The organism is Pseudothermotoga lettingae TMO, from assembly GCF_000017865.1.
Lineage (GTDB): Bacteria > Thermotogota > Thermotogae > Thermotogales > DSM-5069 > Pseudothermotoga_B > Pseudothermotoga_B elfii.
This window is the reverse complement of the sequence record NC_009828.1, coordinates 137,287-156,147: the sequence shown is the minus strand read 5'-3', so window position 1 is coordinate 156,147 and position 18,861 is coordinate 137,287. Positions and strand designations below refer to the sequence as shown.

The following is an 18,861-nucleotide window of genomic DNA, read 5'->3' as shown; positions in this document are numbered from 1 at the left end:
TGACATCATGAAGAGTTTCACGGTTAAATCAACCCAGCGAGAACAATTTTTAGATATAACGCATGAAGTTCAGAGAATAGTAGACGAATCAAATACTAAGGAAGGCTTATGCGTCGCGTTTGTTCCCCATACCACTGCCGGAATCATAATAAATGAAGGAGCAGACCTTTCTGTGAGGTCTGACATTCTCAGCAAGCTTTCAAGATTAGTTCCATCTAACGAGAACTATTCTCATCTTGAAGGTAATGCAGATGCTCATATTAAATCAGCTATAATTGGTTCTTCTGTCGCCATACCAATCAGCGAAGGAAGATTGACCCTGGGAACCTGGCAGAAGGTTTTTCTGTGTGAATTTGATGGCCCCAGGGTAAGATCAGTGATTGTTCAAGTAATAGGAAAATAGTTACAGAAGGTCCTGTAAGAAATAAACCTTAGGTGAAGGAATCCCATTGAAATTTGTCCCATATTCAACAGTATAAGCACCGGCATTAATGAAGTAAACAATGTCGTCAAGTGTTATGTTGTATGAAAGCAATGCGTCGTCATAGATTTTATCCACACTATCACATGTTGGACCAGCAAGGACGAACGGAATTTTTTGCTCTGATTCTTTTCCATCAACTTCTATTTCGTATCTGAAGTTTTCAATAGTCTCCATCAGCCCATGAAATACTCCCGCGTCTATATAAACCCATTCTTCGCTACCTCTCTGGCATCTTAACAGGACTTTGCTGACCAGAATTCCAGAGTTTCCAACCATTGACCTTCCTGGTTCAGCAAATATCTGGAGATTTCTAACTCCATACAAATGTTCGCTTATCGATTGAAGTACAATTTCTCCTATCTCTTCAACAGTTGGGATTGGTTTGACATGCTTGATTGGTATTCCACCACCTATGTCGAGTACTCTCAAATGAATGCCAAAATTTCTTTCTGCCCAGTAGAATATCTTCGCAACTCTTTCAATAGCATTAGACCAGCTGTGTGGATCGTAATTTTGAGAACCAACGTGAAAACTCACACCAACCGGCGTCAGCCTCAATTTCTGAGCATATGCAATGAGATCTACAGCGACTAATAGATCCACTCCGAATTTTCTCGATAAAGGCCAGTCGCTGTGTGTGTTTTCAACAGCCACCCTGATAACTACTTGTGAACCCGGTGCGTTTTCAGCGATTTTATCGAGTTCCATTGTCGAGTCAGCAGCAAAAAGATATACTCCAAGGTCATAAGCTTCTGCGATATCTTTCTCACGTTTTATCGGATTGGCAAATATCATCCTGTCTGCCGTGACACCGAGGTTCATAAGTTTTTTGATCTCTCCTATTGATGCTACATCAAAATTACTCCCAAGATCTCTTAATCTTTCGAGTATTCTTGGATGACTGTTTGCTTTAATTGCATAGAATATTTTACAATCTGGTATAGCCGCCGCAAGTTTTCTGTAGTTTTCTTCAATTATGTCGAGGTCAATTATCAGAAAGGGTGTTTCAAAAGTCCTTGCAGCTTTTTTAACAATATCTGTTACTTCCATTTCTTTTCACTCCTCGTTCCTTATTTTTTGAGATATCTTATCACATATATTTTTCAAGAAAAGTTCGTCGTCTTTGTCGAATGCATTCGATATGTGGCTGTCTATATCCAGTTCTCCATATATTATGCCGTCAATCATTATTGGAACAACAATTTCGGATTTCACTTTGGGGCTGCAAGAAAGATAATTTGTTTCTTTTGATACATCCTGGACTATGAAGGTCGTCTTTTTTTCTGCAGCCTGGCCGCATATACCTTTTCCGAAGGGTATTTTCACGTGTTCTGTTGGTTCGCCCACGAAAGGCCCAAGCACAAGTGTATTTTTTTCATCAAAATCTGTTAGGTAAAAACCTACCCAGTTGTAATAAGAAATGTTTTCATAAAGGAGATTACATATTTCTTCCATTGATTCATGAATATTATTTTGGAAAATTATTTCTTCTATCTGGTTAGTCAATTCTTCAAACAGCTGTTTTTTTGAAGTATAACTACCCATCGTTTCACCCCTTCTGAAAGATTTCACGGATTGAAATGCTACCTCAGCTATTTGATCAACAATGTTTTTTTTCCACAGAGATAGTATATCTATAAGTATTACCTTTTCTTTATTTCCATTGACAACAGTCCAGTCTTTTAAACCAAGCAAACCTGTTAAAAAGATAGTAAAGTCCTCTCTGTGGAGCTCCAGAATTTTGTGTTTTTTTGATACTAATTTTGAGGAAAACAGTTTCTGATCTCGTGAGACGCTTTGCCAGTACTGCATTAATTTGTCAAGCAACGGTCTGCTCATGCTTTGTAAAAGTTGTCTAATATCATCTTCTGTGAGTCCCATTGATGTTTCGTAATTTTCAATCAATGGACTATACTTTGCCCGATATTTTTTCCAGTAAGAATACCAGTCATTTTTGTCAAATCTGAGTATTTTGAAAAAATCATCTGCGATGTTTTGAACTATGTTTCTCATAGCTTTACTCCCAATTCAGGCTTCAAATAGATCGCTGAGCTTGATAGAGCTCAGAGTATCTTCGACACTTTTCTTGAGGTTGTCCCATATCTTGAGTCTTATGGTGCAGCTTGTTGGATCGCTACAACAGTTTTCATCCATGGTGCATTTAATCAATTTATCAGGATCGTCAACAGCTCTAACAATTTCCAGAGCCGTGATCTGATCAGCACTTTTTGTCAGGCGATATCCACCTTTCCTGCCCCGTGTTGATTCTATAATTCCGGCTTCTTTCAGACTTACCATTATCTTTTCTGCAAATTCTTTTGGTACATTAACATCTGTTAAAATAAGGGAAAGCGAAACAGGTTCATTAGCCTGGCAATTTGCGATTTGTAGCAATATTTTGAAAGCATACTCACTTTTGATAGTTATACCCAATTTTATCTACCTCCAGTTCATCTGAATTGGAACAACGTAGACATCAACGTAGGATCGCATATTTACAAGCGCTTGCTTTATATTGCTGGTGTATATATCTATTTTATTTCCTTTGATAGCAGCGCCGGTATCCTCAACTTTAAAGAAACCATAATTTGGCCCACCACAAAATTGCGGTATGTATACCACACTTCCAAGTGGAATAACAGATGGATCTGCCGCTATTGTCCACCATTCTTTTGGTACAGTACCGGCTGCTGTTATCCGAAAGGTAGGATGTTCTGGCAACTTTCCATCCTCCCATTCAGAGTAATAGGTCGCTTCAAATTTTCCTGCATATTTCAAAAGAATTCTCAGAGGATCTCTTGGTTCTCCATCTATCCATATTTCGAAATGAAAAATGTTTTCCACAGTACCAACATTGTTTCCCCCTGAAATCCATTGACCTTGAACAACTTCGATCGCTTTCAAATTGCCGTAAACAGCAAGTATACCGTTTCCGTGATCGATTCTGATGTGATATCCATCGTTGTCCTGCAAAATATTCACTACTCTTCCTGGTAGCATGGATCGCACTTTTCTTGGAGTATTTATCCTGATATCAATACCTGTTCTTGCCCCAGAGCCGGTGGGCTCGGAAAAAGCGCCTGCTATGTCCTGCGGATTAAGTGGGCTATCTAAGGGATATTTAAAAAGTGAATTTGTGTCTTCAACAGGTATTTGAATCCTCTGCCCCACTAACAAACGATTTGCATCTTCTATACCGTTTAACTCCGCCAGCTGCTTTATTTTATCAAGTTTTAAACCATAGGCCTGTGCGATACTGGAGAGGGTATCACCTGATTTCACTACATATGTTACGTATCCCTGATCTAACCTGAGAAACCTGTCTCTATCGTATTCCCTCACAATACCTCTGAGTGTTTCTATCTCAGTAGCTAACTGTCTTGTAAGGGCGGTTGTATTGGCTATGTACTGCTGAAGATCGGAAGGCATAATTTCACCGGATTTTATTTGTAGTTTTGATAATTTTTCTTCTAATTCTTTTTTCAAAGCACTTTCTGTATTTTTGATCTCTGTTTTCAGCTGATTGATCTGCGTTTCAAGGCCGAAAAGGTCTATATTTTGTTGTATTTGTGGATTTTCGATCGCCAGATTTTCTATAGTTGTTTCTATAGATTTTATTCTGGATGACAATTCCATAACTTCAGCGATCTGGTTTGAAATAGAATGAACAGAATTCTCAAGGCCACTCAGTTTCGCAGCAATTTGTTCAGCATTGACCTGATTCAAAAGTTGCTCTGTTTGCTGAACAAATTTTTCATAATTTATTTGCTGCTGCTTCTGAGCAGCTTCGATGTCACCAAGTTTGTATATAAGTTCTCTTATATCTGAGACATTCAATGCCACAGAGAGCTGGTTGTATCTCATTTCAAGAGATGTCAACCGGGCCATGATCTCGTTTATTTCATCTGGTGAAACAGCTGGCAGATTTTTTTGCTCGTCAAGCAATTTTTTGGCTGATGATACTTCATTGTTTATTTTACTTACTTCCTGCTGCAATTTTTCAATATTTTTCTGGTTGTTGTAGGTACTTTTTTCAATTTGAGCTATGCGATACTCGAGTTCATCCAGCCTTCTGTTGATTTGCTCAAGAAGGTCCTGATCGTAAGGAGTGCAGGAAATCACGATGATTACCAATGGTAGTAGCAATAAAAGTTTTTTCATAGTCCTCGCTTCCCTGCAGCAGCCTGCTGCCATTCTTTACGGGCTAATTTTATATATATCGAATTTGTGTTTCCAAATTTTTGAATTAGACTCGAAAACCATCGGACAGCCTCTTTTTTGTTTCCCAGCCTCAAGTTGATTTCTCCGAGATAAAAGATTACCATAATTTCCTTTTCGGGTGCCAGTTCATCGTTTTTGTAACTCTCTAGGAAGCATTTCATTGCCTGCTCTAACGCATTATTTTCATCTTTCGAATGCATATCTCTGTGGATCCAGGATAGTTTTAGATAAGCTTCGGCCGCTTTGAGATGCTTTTCTGTTAAAGTGTAAACCGCTGCAGCTATTGCAAAGATCATTGCACCATCTTTTAGTGATCTGTTTTCAGAGAGATCTATCGAGAGGCTGTTTTTAATTCGATCACAGAGTTCTTGAATGCGTTTTTTTTCAGTTACAGGTTTTTCAAAATCATCTTCAAACGCTGTGTAATAACAATGTGTGCAGGTTATTGGCTGAAACAACAATGCATTGATGCCTTCGTAAGCTGGTTTTAAATCAGTGTCGCGTTCTTTTACTTTGATTGCTTCACTGAATAGGCGAACAGCTTGAAATTGTTTTCCACAAACAGGACAGGTACAGTTTTTTTGCCAGAAAATCTGCAAAACAACACCTCCAAAGATGGACTGGGAGAATTATACCACTGTTAGGTAAAATCTCTTTTTGAATCTTTTTTCCAGGACGATTAATATTCATGATGGTTAAATAATTTTGGAGGTGTTATGGATGGATTTCTATATAGGGGATAAAGAAGAAGTTTTGATAGAAACGAGAGATCTCATGTATTTTTCCGAAACGAGGTTGATTAATATACCGAGAAAGATCGTTATGAATTTTTTTCAGGAAGACAGACCTGTCGGTTTTGTTTCTTTTGATGTGCGCTGGATAAATAGAAACGCCTACATTACTTATTATGTGATATCTGAAGCAAGAGGGATTGGCTTGGGAAAAAAGATGCTTTTGATGGCCATGGATTTTGCATTCAACGAGCTCAATTTAAATCGACTGACAGCTGAAGTATATGAATACAACAAACCCTCTATAAAACTTCTCGAAAGTACCGGCTTTGAGCTTGAAGGCGTTATAAAAAATGGAAAATTTTACAACGGAAAATATCACAATATACGTATTTATGGTTATTTACGCAGATAAAATTTATAAAAGATATTGAAAATACTACAAATGCCTTCCGTATTTCATTAATATTTCTGTGCATAAATAAGATGGAAAACTACGTTTTGGAGGTGAAAACATGCGGAAACTGACCGTTTTGATCATGGTTCTGGTAACGGTTATGAGTTTTGCTTATGTGAAAAACGTTATTCTTTTGATTGGCGACGGTATGGGTATCAATCACGTTTATTTAACCCAATTGCTCGAAGGCCAACCATTGGCTATGACGAAAACACCCTGCATCGGGTTGATCACAACTTACTCGGCAAATTCTTGGGTGACTGATTCAGCGGCAGCCGGGACTGCCTTAGCAACAGGTTTCAAGACAAACAATAGAATGATAGGGCTTTTACCCAGTGGCGAAAATGTTCCAACCTTAGCAGAAGTTCTCAAAAAATATGGAGTGAAAATAGGATTAGTAGTTACCTGCAGAATCACCCATGCAACACCAGCCTCCTTTTACGGGCATGTTGAGGACAGAGATATGGAGAATGAACTGGCAGAACAACTTGCAGATAGTGATTTTGATGTTATTTTTGGCGGAGGTTACAGACACTTCTTTCCAGAATCCGTAAAAGGAAGCAAAAGAACTGATGATAAAGATTTAATTGCATTAATGAAGGGGCAGGGGTATGTTTATGTGAGCAAAAAGTCAGAACTCGAAACTGTTGATGAAGGGAAAGTTATAGGACTTTTTGCTCCGAGCCACCTGTCTCCGGCATCAAACAGACCAGAAGAGCAACCCATGTTATACGAAATGGTCAATAAGGCATTGCAGTTGCTTTCCCGGGATGGTGAACCATTTTTCCTTATGGTAGAAGGTTCACAGATTGACTGGGAGGCACATGACAATGACGTGTATGGAGTTTGGAAAGAGACTGTGGAATTTGACAAGGCGGTAAAGGTAGCTCTTGAATTTGCAGAAAAAAATCCTGACACATTGGTTGTAATTACTGCTGATCACGAAACTGGCGGGCTTTCGATATCATCTGGAAATCAAATGATCGAGATCAATAAACTCAGGCAGTACAAGATGAACACAGAAACTTTTTTAAGCAGATTTTCAATCGACAAAAAAGAGGAGTTTATCAATGCAGCCAGGAACTATTACGGTATAGATATCTCTGATGAAGAATACAGGTTCTTACTTAGCAAAAAGAATAGTTTGAATTCATCTGAATTTGTTAAAGAATTTGGAAGATTTTTGAGTGGAAAATCTCTTGTAGGATGGACTACCTTTGACCATACTGGTATGCCAGTACCAGTTTTTTCATTTGGACCAGGAGCTGAAAACTTCACGGGATGGTTCGATAATACTGAAATCCCAAGAATCATCGCAAGATTAATGGGATATCCTTTGACTTATCCAATATATAAAGAACCGGTTACTGTGAACAACTAAGGGGCGGGACAATCCGCCTCTTTATTTGAACAAGTTTTTCTTCATCTGATTTCTTACTTTCAGTGATTTCTCAACATGAATGCGTTCGTGGGTAAAAGGGTCGATTCCCGAATAGTACATAGCCGTGCTTATAGTTCCAGGCGAAGGTGTGAAAATTTGAATTTGCTGAGGATGGTATCCAAGTTTTTCATTGATGAAATTTTTCAGATAGTTGTTTTCACGAAGCGTTTCTCCAGGATGTGCCACTATAAAATACCCTATCACATAACGATTTTTCCCCTGATGTCTGGCATGTTTTTCAAATTTTCTTTTAAATTCCAGAAATAGTTCCACGGGAGGTTTTCTCATCAGTTTCAGAACATACGGGTGTGCATGCTCTGGTGCGAGTTTCAGTTGCCCGGGAGTATAATTCACGAGTTCTTTTATGAAATATTCTCCTTCCGGATCGCTCAATGCCAGATCGTGCCGAATGCCCGAGGAAACAAAAACATGTCTTACACCTTTGATCTGACGTAATTTTTCCAGCAGATCTATGTATTTTGCATGATTCATTTGAGTACTGGAACATATTTCTGGATGCAGGCAGAATTTTCTGCATGTGCCTTTTGAATCTCTTACATTGCACGAAGTACCGTACATGTTAGCTGTTGGTCCACCGACATCTGTGATAATACCTTTAAAATCAGGGTGTCTTGTGATTTTACGGGCTTCTTCGATTATTGATTCATCGCTTCTGGATACAACATGTGCTGTCTGATGACAACTCAGTGCGCAAAATGAACACCGACCAAAACAACCCCTGACAGATGTTATAGAAAATTGAACAGTTTCTATTGCTGGCACATGTCCCATAGATTCATAATATGGATGAGTCTTTCTTTCAAAGTCCATCAGATAAAGATTATCTAATTCTGTTTGGTCAAGAGGTTTCTCTGGGGGATTTTGCACAATATAGCGGTTGTCCTGTTTTTGATAGAGAACAACATTTTTTAGATGATCTGTGCTTGAAAGTTGTAATTTCACAGCTTCCGCATATTTGATTTTATCTTCAGAAATTTCTTCAAAACTTGGAAGTTCGATTCCGCTTTCTGGCTTTCTTGATGTCCACCAGACAACACCGGGCAATTGTTTGCATCTGTCTAAATCAGCATATTTTTCAAGAATTTGAGATATTCTGAGGATGGTTTTTTCCGCCATGCCATAGACAAGTAGGTCTGCTTTTGAGTCGATCAAAACCGATTTTCTCACCCTGTTAACCCACCAGTCGTAATGGGCAAAACGCCTTAAGCTGGCTTCAAGTCCACCGAGAATCACTGGAACATTCGGAAAAAATCTTTTGACCAGATTCGAGTAAACTATTGTGGCTCGATCTGGTCTTTTGCCTGATGTACCACCGGGGGTGTAATCATCTATTTTTCTTTTTTTCATCGAAGCAGTGTAATTTGCAACCATTGAATCAACGTTACCGGCGGTGATGCCAAAAAAAAGCTTTGGTCTACCAAGGCGTTTGATATCTTTGTCGCTGTTCCAATCAGGTTGGGCTATGATACCAACTTTGTATCCCTTTGAAAAAAGATAATGTCCTATTAAGGCGACTCCAAAAGATGGATGATCTACGTAAGCATCCCCGGTAATAAGTATTATGTCTAATTGTTTCCAACCGAGTTTTTTGATTTCTTCACTGGTTGTTGGCAAGAACATTGTATCACCCTTCACGAAAATTATTGGAGTAAATATTATTTGCCAATGAAAATAACAGTGCTTTTTGGAGAGGCTGTGTATATGTATCCCACCTGCTCTGGTTTGTCGAGAAAATCTTCAGGTGATTCTTTAGAAGTGTCAACTACGAGGTACCATGTTTTTCCGTGGATAAAAGGCAGAATAAATCTTAGAGGTTCGCGCCACTGGTTGAGTATTACATAAATATCATCATCCGATCCGTCGAGATAAGTCTCCCCGTTTATCATAAACGCAATTGAATGGGAGTAATACGAAAAATCTGGCTCATAAGGTCTTATTCCGTGCCATGTGAGATCAGGAATGCCTCTACTGGTTGGAGCGCCACTGAAAAAATGAGGCCTTCTCAAAGATGGGTGAATTTTCCTGAATTGGATCATTTTTTTGAAAAAACGGAAGATATCGTAATGTTTTTCCTTTAAGGTCCAATCCAACCATGTTGTCTCGTCATCGTGGCAGTATGCATTGTTGTTTCCTCTCTGAGTTCGATAAAGTTCATCTCCCATGAGAATCATGGGAGTGCCGTGAGATACCATCAAAATGGCTATGAAATTTTTTACCTGTTGTTTCCTTATTCTGTTTATCTGCGGATTATTTGTTTCACCTTCAGCTCCATTGTTGCAACTGAAATTTTCATCTGTACCATCCCGGTTATTTTCACCGTTAGCCTCGTTGTGCTTGTGACGATAACTTACCAGATCTCTCATTGTAAAACCATCGTGGCATGTTATGAAATTTATGCTTGCATGGGGCGATTTTGAACCATAAAGGTCCTGGCTTCCAGATATTCTCATGACAAGATCTTGAATTGTTCCTTCATCTCCTCGAACAAATTTACGAACAGTATCCCTATATTTACCGTTCCATTCAGCCCATCCTGGTGGAAACTGACCCAGAAAATAACCTCCGGCTGCATCCCAACCTTCTGCTATTAGTTTGAGATCATGTAATATCGCGTCTTCAGAGATATCTTTGAGCAGGGACAGGTCTCCAATCCACCGGCCATCAGGTGTTCTTCCTAAGATCGATGCCAGGTCAAATCGAAAGCCATCTACGTGCATTTCTGTCGCCCAATAACGCAAACTATCTATAATCATCTCTTTGACGACTGGATGATTACAGTTTAGCGTGTTCCCACAGCCAGAATAATTCAGATAGAGGCGTTTGTTAGATGGATTTAGCATGTAATAAATTTCATTATCTATTCCACGAAAAGAGAGAGTTGGACCAAGCTCATTTCCTTCGCCTGTGTGATTGTACACAACATCAAGTATTACTTCAAAACCATGATTGTGAAGTTCTTTGATAAAATCTTTGAAGAAAAAGACCTGTTCCCCAAGTTTCATACCTGCCGAATAATTTCCGGTTACTGCAAAAAAACCAAGAGGGTTGTATCCCCACATATCTTTCAATTTTTTTCCGTTTAACGGGTTAATATTTGTGTTTGCATTAGCACAAAATTCAAATATTGGCATTAGCTCTATCGTTGTGACTCCTAATTCTTTAAGGTGGTCGAGTTTTTCAACTATTCCCAGAAATGTACCCGGATGTTTCACTTTTGAAGTGGGGCTTATGGTGAAAAATCTTACATGCATTTCATAGATAATGGTATCTTTCCACGGAATCTTTGGTCTTCTATCGTTGTTCCAATTGTATTTTGAATCATCAATTACTATGGATTTTGTAGGACTTTGAGCAGAATCTATTGTTGAAAAGGAAAGGTCTTTTAAAGAAGAGTTCCTATCATAGCCATAGACGCTATCTTCATCCCATTCATAAGATCCGGAAATTGCTTTTGCGTAAGGATCTGTCAGAAGTTTATTAACGTTAAATCTTTTACCACTTAAAGGATCATATTCACCGTCTACTCTCCAGCCGTAATATTGCCCGTGGCCTACGTTATAAACATATATATGCCATATATCTCCTGTTCGGTTTTGATTCGGATCAAGCACAAATCTATGAGAAGGTGTCTCATCATAATAATTCTGGTAAAGTTCAAGTATAACTTTCCTTCCATTTCTTGAAAAAAGCGCAAAATTGGTTCCTGCATCATCGCAGGTTGCTCCGGGCCTCGGATATCCCCTTTTTGTTTTTAATATCGTTTTGGAGTCTGGATTAGTGTATTGAAAATATTCCATTTATATCCCCTTAAAAAGTATAAATGAAAAAACCCCAGCTGTGCTGGGGTTATCATTACATTTTGAATTTTTTCACCTGTTCTACCAGACTTTCTGCAATTGAACTGAGTTCTTCGCTCAAGCTGCTCACATTCTGGCTGACCTCAGCTTGTTGTTTTACTGCTTGCGTCATTTCTTCTATTTGATGAGCTATGTTTGTTATCGATCTTGTCGCTGTATCCATAGCTCCACTCATTTCTTCCGCTGCTGCACTCTGCTCCTGTGCACTTGCTGCAAGGCTTTCTATCATTGTGCTTATACCTTCTACTTCTCTTAATATATTCATTAACCTTTCTCTAACCACCTCAGATTGTTCACTTGCCTTGTCTACTACTTTTACTGTTTCGCTCGTTACTGTGCTTGCTTGCTGTGCGCCTTGCTGTATTTGTGTTAGCATTTGACCAATTTTGTCTGTTGCGCTTTTGCTTTCTTCTGCAAGTTTTCTTATTTCATCTGCTACCACCGCAAAGCCTTTCCCTGCTTCCCCTGCTCTGGCGGCTTCTATTGCTGCGTTCAATGCTAACAGATTGGTTTGTTCTGCTATTGAATTTATTGTCTCCACTATTTCTCCTATGTTCTTTGCTTTGTTTGATAATTCCATCACCGAGCTTTCTGTTACGTTTGCTTTTTCCTTGGTTTGGTTTATTATTTCTACTATCGCCTGTACCGCTTTTTCCCCTTCTTTCGCTGCGCTGTCCACTTGAGCTGCTCTTTCTGTCAGGTTCTGTGCAGATCTTGATACGTTCTGCGCACTGGCTGCTACTTCCTGTACACCACTTGTTACTTCCTGTATCGATGCAGAAGCATTCTGTGCACTTCTGTTTATTTCTTCCATCTGTGAAGAGAGCTCTTCGCTTGTTGCACTCACTTCTTGAGCCGTTGCTGCAAGGTTTTCTGCAGATGAATGTATCTGGTTTGATCCTTCCTGTATCGCTTTCATTGATTCTTTTAATGATTCTGCCATTTGCTCAAGTGCCTGAGCCATTTGGGCTACTTCGTCTCTCCCTTTCGCCTCAAATTTGATTGTTAAATCGCCTTTGCCAAATTTTACTGAATTTTCTGCAAGTTTCTTTATTGGTTTAGATATCGATGTGCTTACAAAGATTATCAAAACGGCTACGATTGCTATAAGTATCGCAAAAATTGCTATGACTATGGTCAGCAGTCTATTTACTTCAGAGAGTACCTGATTTTCAGGTACACTTACGGCAAAAGCCCACCCGGAAGCAATTTCAATTGGAGAATAAAAAGCATAATCAACTGAACCATCTGGACGGGTGAATTTGGCAATTCCGTTTTTGCCAGCAAGCATTTGCTTTGCTATTTCTTCAACGCCTTTATAGCCTTCTTTTGAAGCTTGTGTAATATTGAGCTTCATTACAGCTTCTTTATTAGGATGGGCGAGAACTAAGCCGGTAGAATCTACCACCCAGCCATAACCAGCTTCGCCTATTTTTATACTGGATGCAATGTTGCTTATCGTATCAAGTAGTACTGTTGCACCGAATAGACCTATTGTTTTGTTGTTTTCATCTTTAACTGCTGCTGCTATGACAAAGACATTTTTACCTGTTACTCTTGAAACAAGCGCATTACTCACTGCAAAATTCTTTCCCTGTTTCATTATCTGTATAAAATAATCTCTATCTGAAATTTGTGCCGTACTACCCAGCGTTGTAGGAGCATTACCGTCAGGGTAAGCTATAAGAAACATCTCTATTTCTGGTCTACTTTTGAGCTTTAAATTCAGATCTGCCATTAAATCCTTCCAATCACCTGTTTTCAAGGCATTTACTACTACATTTCTTTCGGCAAAAGCTTGCAATTCCTTCACAAGTCCATTTATCCATTCATTTACCACCAGCGATGATTTTTTTGCAATCTCGAAAGATGATTGTTCAACCGAGGTCACGATTGATGATTTAATTTGAAGATATGCAACTGCAGCTATAACAATTGTTAGAACAACTACTGGCAATAAAATTAGTGCCAACATTTTTCCTCTAATAGTTTTCATAAGAGCTTCCTCCTTCTTTTTATGAAAATACAATTTTTTAACTAAATAAGATTTTACATATAATTTTTTTTACATTTATCATAATCAAAATCATTCTATCACTCTGTTACATCTGAGTCAATATTTATGAAAGGTATCGATGTAAATAAAAAGAAAAGAAAACAATAAGATAGATTAAACAGATAGCAATGCTAACAGTTTTACTATTCGCTGTTTAGAATATTAAAAACCTGTTGTTTAATATAAGCTCTCGTTAAAATTCACTGAGGTGGGCTTGAAGATTTTCTATTTTTTCCCGAGTTTTTTGCATTTCTTCCATAACTGTCAACAAATCTTGTTCAAGTTTTTCCTTTTCTTTTATCAGGGATGTTATCTCATTGTAGTCGTTTGTCAGAGAAAGTTTATTGTCTATTTGCTCTATGTTTCCGCAGAGATCTTCTTCCTTCTTTGAAAGGTTCTCCAGTATTTCCTGCAGGTTTTTTAGCTGGTTTCTCAATTTCTTTTTTTCTTCAAATGGGAGATTTTTTGTTTTGGAAATTGTTGGTTTTTTCTCAAAGAGGATAACAGGACTATCTACTTCAACGATTTCACCGTTAATTATGGAAAAAAAGCGATTGCAGACATTACTCACAAGCTCAAGATCATGTGATACCAGCAGCACGCTTCCCTCGTATTCTTTAAGAGCTTTTTCGAGGGCCTCAACTGTTTGCAAATCCATATGATTTGTTGGTTCATCAAGAATTAAAAGATTTGGTTTTCTCAAAAGAATCTTTGCGATAGCAAGAATTTGCCTTTCCCCACCACTCAATTGAGAAATCTGTTTAAATACATTTTCTCCCTTGAAGCCGAATCTTCCAGCATATGATCTGATGACATAATCCGGATGATCTGGCATTTCTTCAAAGATCTCGTCGAAAACAGTGTTCTCAGGATCAAGCTGTGATATGAACTGGTCAACGAAGACCATTTTTACATTGTGACCGATTTTTATAGTACCATTATGGCGTAAATGGCCAGTAATTATCTTCAACAGCGTTGTTTTTCCAGATCCGTTTGGACCAATTATGGCTATTTTATCTTTTTGATAAACAGTAAAATTGATTTTTTTCAAAAGGGAATTCCAGGAAACATCAATAACTTCAAGCACTACGTGACCGGTGTTATCCGGGATCGGTATTTTTATGTTTTTTTCCTCTTCCTGCAAATAGAGATTTGGCATATTTTCAAGTTCTTCATACATTTTATTCAGAAGTTTCTCCCTGCTTTTAGCCTGCTTGAAAAATTTTTCTCTGTTCCATCTTCTGTACTGATCTATGATGTGTTTTAGTCTGTCGATTTCTTTTTGAATATTTTCAATTCGCCGCTCCTGAGTTTTAAGTATTGTTTCTCGTTCCTTTCTATATCTATCAAAATCCATATCGAAGATCCAGATCTGGCCATTGTTAATTTCCCAGAATTTTTCGCAAACATTTCTTAAAAAATTTCTGTCGTGTGCAACAACTATATAACCTCCCGGGAATTTTCTCAACAAATTTTTGAGGAACTCTATTGCCTGTACATCGAGAAAATTTGTTGGCTCATCGAGTAATAGAAAATTTGGTTCCTCTAAGAACAGTTTTCCGAGCTGAAGTTTGGTCTTTTCGCCACCGCTGAAAGTCGAGATATCTCTGTGCCAGTCTTTTTCTTCAAAACCGAAACCTTTCAAGATACTTCTCACATCTCTTAATTTCCTGGGTGTATCGGCTGTTGATGCGTAATATTCAAAAGGTGTTCGAGCATTGAATGATCTGAGTTGATCCATATAGAGAATCTTGCCGGAAACGCTTATCTGTCCAGTATAATCTAAAAAAATACCCGCTATTGCTTTTAAAAGGGTACTTTTCCCACTGCCGTTTTTTCCCATCAGTCCTATGCGATCTTTCTTTGATATATTGACTGTGAACTCTGTAAATAAAGTTTTCTCCGGAAAACTGATACTTACATTACTGAGGGTTGCTACATGCGACATTGAGACACCTTCTTACGATTTGCTTCGTTGACATTTTAACATGGATTGTATCAGGCAAATACTTGGACGATTTCACATGTTGTGATAACATAAATGAAGATAATCGGTTAATAAAAGCGGGGATGAATATGTTTTCGTTAGTATTGGTATGTTTGCCACAGCAAGAATATTTTTGTTTTTTAAATCTGAATATTTATAGAAGGTCAGCAATAGCTGACCTTTTTTATTTTTCAGGGAGGTGTTAAAATGAGGAGTTTTCGTGGAAGAACTCTCGCGTTGATCAGGGATTTTACTATCGATGAGCAGTTATTTCTCTATCAGAAAACAAAAGAACTGAAACAGAAATGGCTTAATAGGGAGGATATGAGTGAATTTCAGATCAAAGGAGATGTGAATATTTACATCGTTTTTGTCGAACCGAGTACGAGAACAAAAGAGTCATTTATAAATGCAGCGAAATTTCATAAAAACGCAAGAGTTAACATCTTCGATGCTGAGCATTCATCCTTCAACAAGAATGAGAGCTATGTCGATACATTCAATATGCTAACAGGTTATGGAATTTATTCGATTTTTGTTGTCAGAACAAGGCTTGAAGGTGTTCCACGACTTCTGGAAAGAAAAGTGGGTGAGTTTGCACAAAGGCATGGTATAGAGAGACCTGCTTTCATAAATGGTGGTGATGGGAAACATGAACATCCAACGCAGGAACTGTTAGATGAATTCACTTTTCTTGAACAAAATAACTTTGATAATTCGCATATCAGGATTGCTCTAATAGGAGATTTATTGCACGGCAGAACAGTTCATTCAAAAGTGGATGGTTTGAAGATTTTCAAAAATGTTGAGGTCGATCTGATTGCTCCGCAGCAGATTCAAATGCCACAGCATTATATCGAAAAAATGAAATCAAACGGTTTTGAGGTGAGAAAATTTTCATCGATAGACGAGTATCTCTCAAATAAAGATGTCGCAAAAATATGGTATTTTACAAGATTACAGCTTGAGAGAATGGGAGAGGATATTCTTGAAAAAGAGCATATCTTGAGAAAAGCTGTAACTTTCAGAAAAGATATGCTCGACAAAGTGAAAGAGGGGACAAAATTCTACCATCCTTTGCCCAGGCCCAAGATTGATCCAGAAATACCCACCTTTCTGGATGAGCTACCTCTCAATGGTTGGGAAATTCAAGCAAGGAATGGTTTCTGGGTGAGAGTTGTTTTGTTGTCGCTGCTTGGTGGGGCTGTCGAAATGGAATGCGACCAGTCAATAACATTCCAGAAAGAAGAAGATGAGTATGAATTCATAATACCTACCCAAATAGTTCATGGGACAAAAGGTGTTGCAAAAGAAGGAAAACGTGGAATCAAACCCATCGAAAATGGAACTGTTATAGACCATATAGCAAAAGGAAAGAGCACCGAGGAAATTTTCAATACAATAGTGAAGATCAGGAAAATTCTAAAGCTTCATGATTGTGATAGTGCCGATGGTATTTTTAAATCTGCCGATGGAAGTTATAAAGGTTACATAAGTTTACCAGACAGATATCTGAGCAAAAAAGAGATCAAAAAACTTGCCGCAATTGCACCGAATACAACTGTTAATATCATAAAAGGCGCTTCTGTAAAGGAAAAATATAGAATAAAATTACCTCCTAAGATATACAATTTTGATGAAATTAGATGTAAAAATGAAAACTGTATAACTCATCCGAAGAATGGCGAAAATGTTGGTGCTTCATTTATAAGAATTGATGACAGGTTAGTCTGTGAGTACTGTGAAACACCACATGAATACAGTGAAATATGGGTAATTTGATAACAGGAGTGGTGATTATGAGTTTAACAGATTTCAAATGGGCTTTGATCACAGGTGCTTCATCAGGAATTGGTAAAGAATTCGCTGTTCAGCTTTCAAAAAAAGGGCTCAATATAATTGCAATTGGGAGAAATGAAGAAAGATTGATACAAACTGTCGAAACTGTGAAAAAATCTTCGAATGTAGAAATCATCAGCTATACGGCTGACCTTTCGCGGCAAGAGAATGTTAAATCTCTGGTTGTGGATCTTTCAAAATATCAGGTTGATCTTCTGATTAATAACGCTGGTTTTGGCCTTTATGGAGAGTTTACTAAACTTGAACTAAGCGAAATTGAAAAGATGATTGAGGTTAATATCAAGGCTCTGACCAGCCTTAGCCATATTTTTTCTAAGGAAATGATTGCAAGAAAATTTGGTGGAATTATAAATATTGCTTCAGTTGCCGGGCACATACCATTACCTTATTTCAGTGCTTATGCTGCAACAAAGGCTTATGTATATAATTTCTCACTTGGATTGTGGGCTGAATTAAGAAAGTACAATGTTCATGTCTTGTGTGTTTCCCCAGGACCAACAGAGACAAGATTTTTTGAAAGAGCTTTTAAGAATCAAAGTTTGCAAAAATTTGGTTCTCGCATGAAGCCAGATGAAGTTGTCGCTGGTACACTTAAAGCTTTTGAGAAAGGCTCAGTTGTATACACCCCTGGTATGAAAAATAAATTTATCACCTTTATTGGTAAAAAACTTTTGCCGGATAGATTCATCGCCATGGTTGCCGGTGGTTGAATTCAGATCATTTTTTGTAAAAAATTGAGAAAATTGAGCAAAGCTATTTTTTCTATATCTTTTTCACCAAAACCGCTCTTTTTAAGGCATTCGATCAGGGTTGGTACCCTTGTAACGTCTTCCAGCCCTGTTGTTTGCTTTTGATTTTGAATAATATTGTCTGTTGTAAGGTAATCAAAGAAATCAAAACCAAGGCAGATGTGGTCAACACCGATCAAATTGGTAACATAGATTATATGTTTGACTACTTTTTCTAAGCTTGGATTTTCACGATCCACAATTTGTGGAAGTGCACTGATACCTATCAAACCACCTGATTCTGCTATTGCTTTGATTTGATCGTCTTTTAAATTTCGTGGAACAGGGCACAGAGAATATGCGTTCGAATGAGTCGCAATAAAAGGTTTCTGAGCGATTTTTACAACATCCCAGAAACTTTTTTCACTCAAATGAGATACATCAAGAACAATTTTTATATTTTCAATGATTTTGACTGCTTGCCTGCCAAAATCGCTTAAGCCTTTCGAGTCATCATTACAACCACAACCTGCTGCAAGTGTATTTGCTTCATTCCATGTGAGGCTGATTACCCTGAACCCCAGATCGTACAGTGTCGCTATGAAATCTATATTGTTTCCAATACCAATAAGCCCTTCTATACTTGAGATAACAAAAATTTTTTCACTTTTTATAGCTTTGTTGATTTGCAACCCGTTTTCTGCAAAGATCAATTCGTTGTTCTCTGTTTCTCTCATATATTTTGACCTGATAGCAATCATTTGCATAAATTTCTCCATTGGATTTTCACTTTTTGGGTTTGTCCATACTGCGGCGTTTACTCCGCATATATTTCCTGCTTTCAATCTTGGAATATGGTATGACAACAGGATATTTTCTTTGTGATGATTTTTCAAAAAGGCATCGTACCAGATATCTGAATGGCCATCGAATACTTTCACCTGTCTCACCTTCTTTGATGTTGTTAGTAATATTATGCACTATTTGAATCTTCATATGTTACCAATTTGAATTGTTG

Annotated in this window: 15 protein-coding genes; 5 read left to right on the top strand and 10 right to left on the bottom strand. The window is 37.9% G+C overall.

Annotation, left to right across the window (positions count from 1 at the left end; genetic code table 11):
* The first annotated feature begins 7 nt into the window (after nt 1–7).
* On the top strand, nt 8–403 hold the full coding sequence (locus TLET_RS00770; protein WP_012002199.1) for a secondary thiamine-phosphate synthase enzyme YjbQ: 396 nt from the start codon (nt 8–10) through the stop codon (nt 401–403).
* On the opposite strand, the gene TLET_RS00765 is transcribed toward TLET_RS00770, so the two are convergent.
* The 5 genes from TLET_RS00765 to TLET_RS00745 are packed head-to-tail and all read right to left on the bottom strand — an operon-like array spanning nt 404 to nt 5,304.
* Nucleotides 404–1,534: a type III PLP-dependent enzyme gene (locus tag TLET_RS00765; RefSeq protein ID WP_012002198.1), complete on the bottom strand. Its 1,131-nt coding sequence runs from the start codon at nt 1,532–1,534 to the stop codon at nt 404–406.
* Nucleotides 1,535–1,540: 6 nt separating this feature from the next.
* A complete protein-coding gene (locus tag TLET_RS00760) occupies nt 1,541–2,497 on the bottom strand; it encodes a GAF domain-containing protein (RefSeq protein ID WP_012002197.1) in 957 nt (318 codons plus the stop codon).
* A 15-nt stretch (nt 2,498–2,512) separates the two neighbouring features.
* Complete coding sequence (locus TLET_RS00755; RefSeq protein WP_012002196.1) at nt 2,513–2,917, bottom strand: RrF2 family transcriptional regulator; 405 nt, start codon at nt 2,915–2,917, stop codon at nt 2,513–2,515.
* Nucleotides 2,918–2,923: 6 nt separating this feature from the next.
* A complete protein-coding gene (locus tag TLET_RS00750) occupies nt 2,924–4,645 on the bottom strand; it encodes a 3D domain-containing protein (protein WP_012002195.1) in 1,722 nt (573 codons plus the stop codon).
* On the bottom strand, nt 4,642–5,304 hold the full coding sequence (locus TLET_RS00745) for a DUF2225 domain-containing protein (RefSeq protein ID WP_012002194.1): 663 nt from the start codon (nt 5,302–5,304) through the stop codon (nt 4,642–4,644). Before TLET_RS00745 ends, TLET_RS00750 begins: the two co-directional genes overlap by 4 nt.
* Before the next feature lie 121 nt (nt 5,305–5,425).
* Between TLET_RS00745 and TLET_RS00740 the strand changes: the two genes are divergently transcribed.
* Together TLET_RS00740 and TLET_RS00735 are read left to right on the top strand one after the other, a co-directional pair.
* The gene (locus TLET_RS00740; protein ID WP_012002193.1) at nt 5,426–5,851 is read left to right on the top strand and encodes a GNAT family N-acetyltransferase; all 426 of its coding nucleotides are present in this window, start codon (nt 5,426–5,428) and stop codon (nt 5,849–5,851) included.
* Between the two features lie 100 nt (nt 5,852–5,951).
* The gene (locus TLET_RS00735) at nt 5,952–7,274 is read left to right on the top strand and encodes an alkaline phosphatase (RefSeq protein ID WP_012002192.1); all 1,323 of its coding nucleotides are present in this window, start codon (nt 5,952–5,954) and stop codon (nt 7,272–7,274) included.
* Nucleotides 7,275–7,295: 21 nt separating this feature from the next.
* Here the strand turns inward: TLET_RS00735 and TLET_RS00730 are convergent, their stop codons facing one another.
* The 4 genes from TLET_RS00730 to abc-f all read right to left on the bottom strand — a co-directional run bounded on the left by TLET_RS00730 (nt 7,296) and on the right by abc-f (nt 15,216).
* Complete coding sequence (locus tag TLET_RS00730) at nt 7,296–8,975, bottom strand: YgiQ family radical SAM protein (protein ID WP_012002191.1); 1,680 nt, start codon at nt 8,973–8,975, stop codon at nt 7,296–7,298.
* A gap of 35 nt (nt 8,976–9,010) precedes the next feature.
* On the bottom strand, nt 9,011–11,152 hold the full coding sequence (gene glgX / locus TLET_RS00725; RefSeq protein ID WP_012002190.1) for a glycogen debranching protein GlgX: 2,142 nt from the start codon (nt 11,150–11,152) through the stop codon (nt 9,011–9,013).
* A 55-nt stretch (nt 11,153–11,207) separates the two neighbouring features.
* Entirely contained in the window at nt 11,208–13,208 is a 2,001-nt protein-coding gene (locus TLET_RS00720; protein WP_012002189.1) for a methyl-accepting chemotaxis protein, read from the bottom strand.
* Nucleotides 13,209–13,461: 253 nt separating this feature from the next.
* A complete protein-coding gene (gene abc-f, locus TLET_RS00715) occupies nt 13,462–15,216 on the bottom strand; it encodes a ribosomal protection-like ABC-F family protein (RefSeq protein WP_012002188.1) in 1,755 nt (584 codons plus the stop codon).
* A 246-nt stretch (nt 15,217–15,462) separates the two neighbouring features.
* Here abc-f and TLET_RS00710 point away from each other — a divergent pair, with 246 nt between their 5' ends.
* Both TLET_RS00710 and TLET_RS00705 read left to right on the top strand, forming a co-directional pair.
* Nucleotides 15,463–17,037: a bifunctional aspartate carbamoyltransferase catalytic subunit/aspartate carbamoyltransferase regulatory subunit gene (locus TLET_RS00710; RefSeq protein ID WP_012002187.1), complete on the top strand. Its 1,575-nt coding sequence runs from the start codon at nt 15,463–15,465 to the stop codon at nt 17,035–17,037.
* 17 nt (nt 17,038–17,054) lie between these two features.
* Nucleotides 17,055–17,825 (top strand): SDR family NAD(P)-dependent oxidoreductase, encoded by a 771-nt coding sequence (locus TLET_RS00705; RefSeq protein WP_012002186.1) that lies wholly within the window; start codon nt 17,055–17,057, stop codon nt 17,823–17,825.
* A gap of 2 nt (nt 17,826–17,827) precedes the next feature.
* Here the strand turns inward: TLET_RS00705 and TLET_RS00700 are convergent, their stop codons facing one another.
* Nucleotides 17,828–18,784 (bottom strand): dipeptidase, encoded by a 957-nt coding sequence (locus TLET_RS00700; protein WP_012002185.1) that lies wholly within the window; start codon nt 18,782–18,784, stop codon nt 17,828–17,830.
* Nucleotides 18,785–18,861 lie beyond the last annotated feature (77 nt).

Bases quoted from the DNA above. Each gene is read 5' to 3' on its own strand.
- TLET_RS00765 (WP_012002198.1), bottom strand. From the start codon at position 1,534: ATGGAAGTAACAGATATTGTTAAAAAAGCTGCAAGGACTTTTGAAACA.
- abc-f (WP_012002188.1), bottom strand. From the start codon at position 15,216: ATGTCGCATGTAGCAACCCTCAGTAATGTAAGTATCAGTTTTCCGGAG.
- TLET_RS00760 (WP_012002197.1), bottom strand. From the start codon at position 2,497: ATGAGAAACATAGTTCAAAACATCGCAGATGATTTTTTCAAAATACTC.
- TLET_RS00770 (WP_012002199.1), top strand. From the start codon at position 8: ATGAAGAGTTTCACGGTTAAATCAACCCAGCGAGAACAATTTTTAGAT.
- TLET_RS00750 (WP_012002195.1), bottom strand. From the start codon at position 4,645: ATGAAAAAACTTTTATTGCTACTACCATTGGTAATCATCGTGATTTCC.
- TLET_RS00720 (WP_012002189.1), bottom strand. From the start codon at position 13,208: ATGAAAACTATTAGAGGAAAAATGTTGGCACTAATTTTATTGCCAGTA.
- TLET_RS00740 (WP_012002193.1), top strand. From the start codon at position 5,426: ATGGATTTCTATATAGGGGATAAAGAAGAAGTTTTGATAGAAACGAGA.
- glgX (WP_012002190.1), bottom strand. From the start codon at position 11,152: ATGGAATATTTTCAATACACTAATCCAGACTCCAAAACGATATTAAAA.
- TLET_RS00710 (WP_012002187.1), top strand. From the start codon at position 15,463: ATGAGGAGTTTTCGTGGAAGAACTCTCGCGTTGATCAGGGATTTTACT.
- TLET_RS00730 (WP_012002191.1), bottom strand. From the start codon at position 8,975: ATGTTCTTGCCAACAACCAGTGAAGAAATCAAAAAACTCGGTTGGAAA.
- TLET_RS00735 (WP_012002192.1), top strand. From the start codon at position 5,952: ATGCGGAAACTGACCGTTTTGATCATGGTTCTGGTAACGGTTATGAGT.
- TLET_RS00705 (WP_012002186.1), top strand. From the start codon at position 17,055: ATGAGTTTAACAGATTTCAAATGGGCTTTGATCACAGGTGCTTCATCA.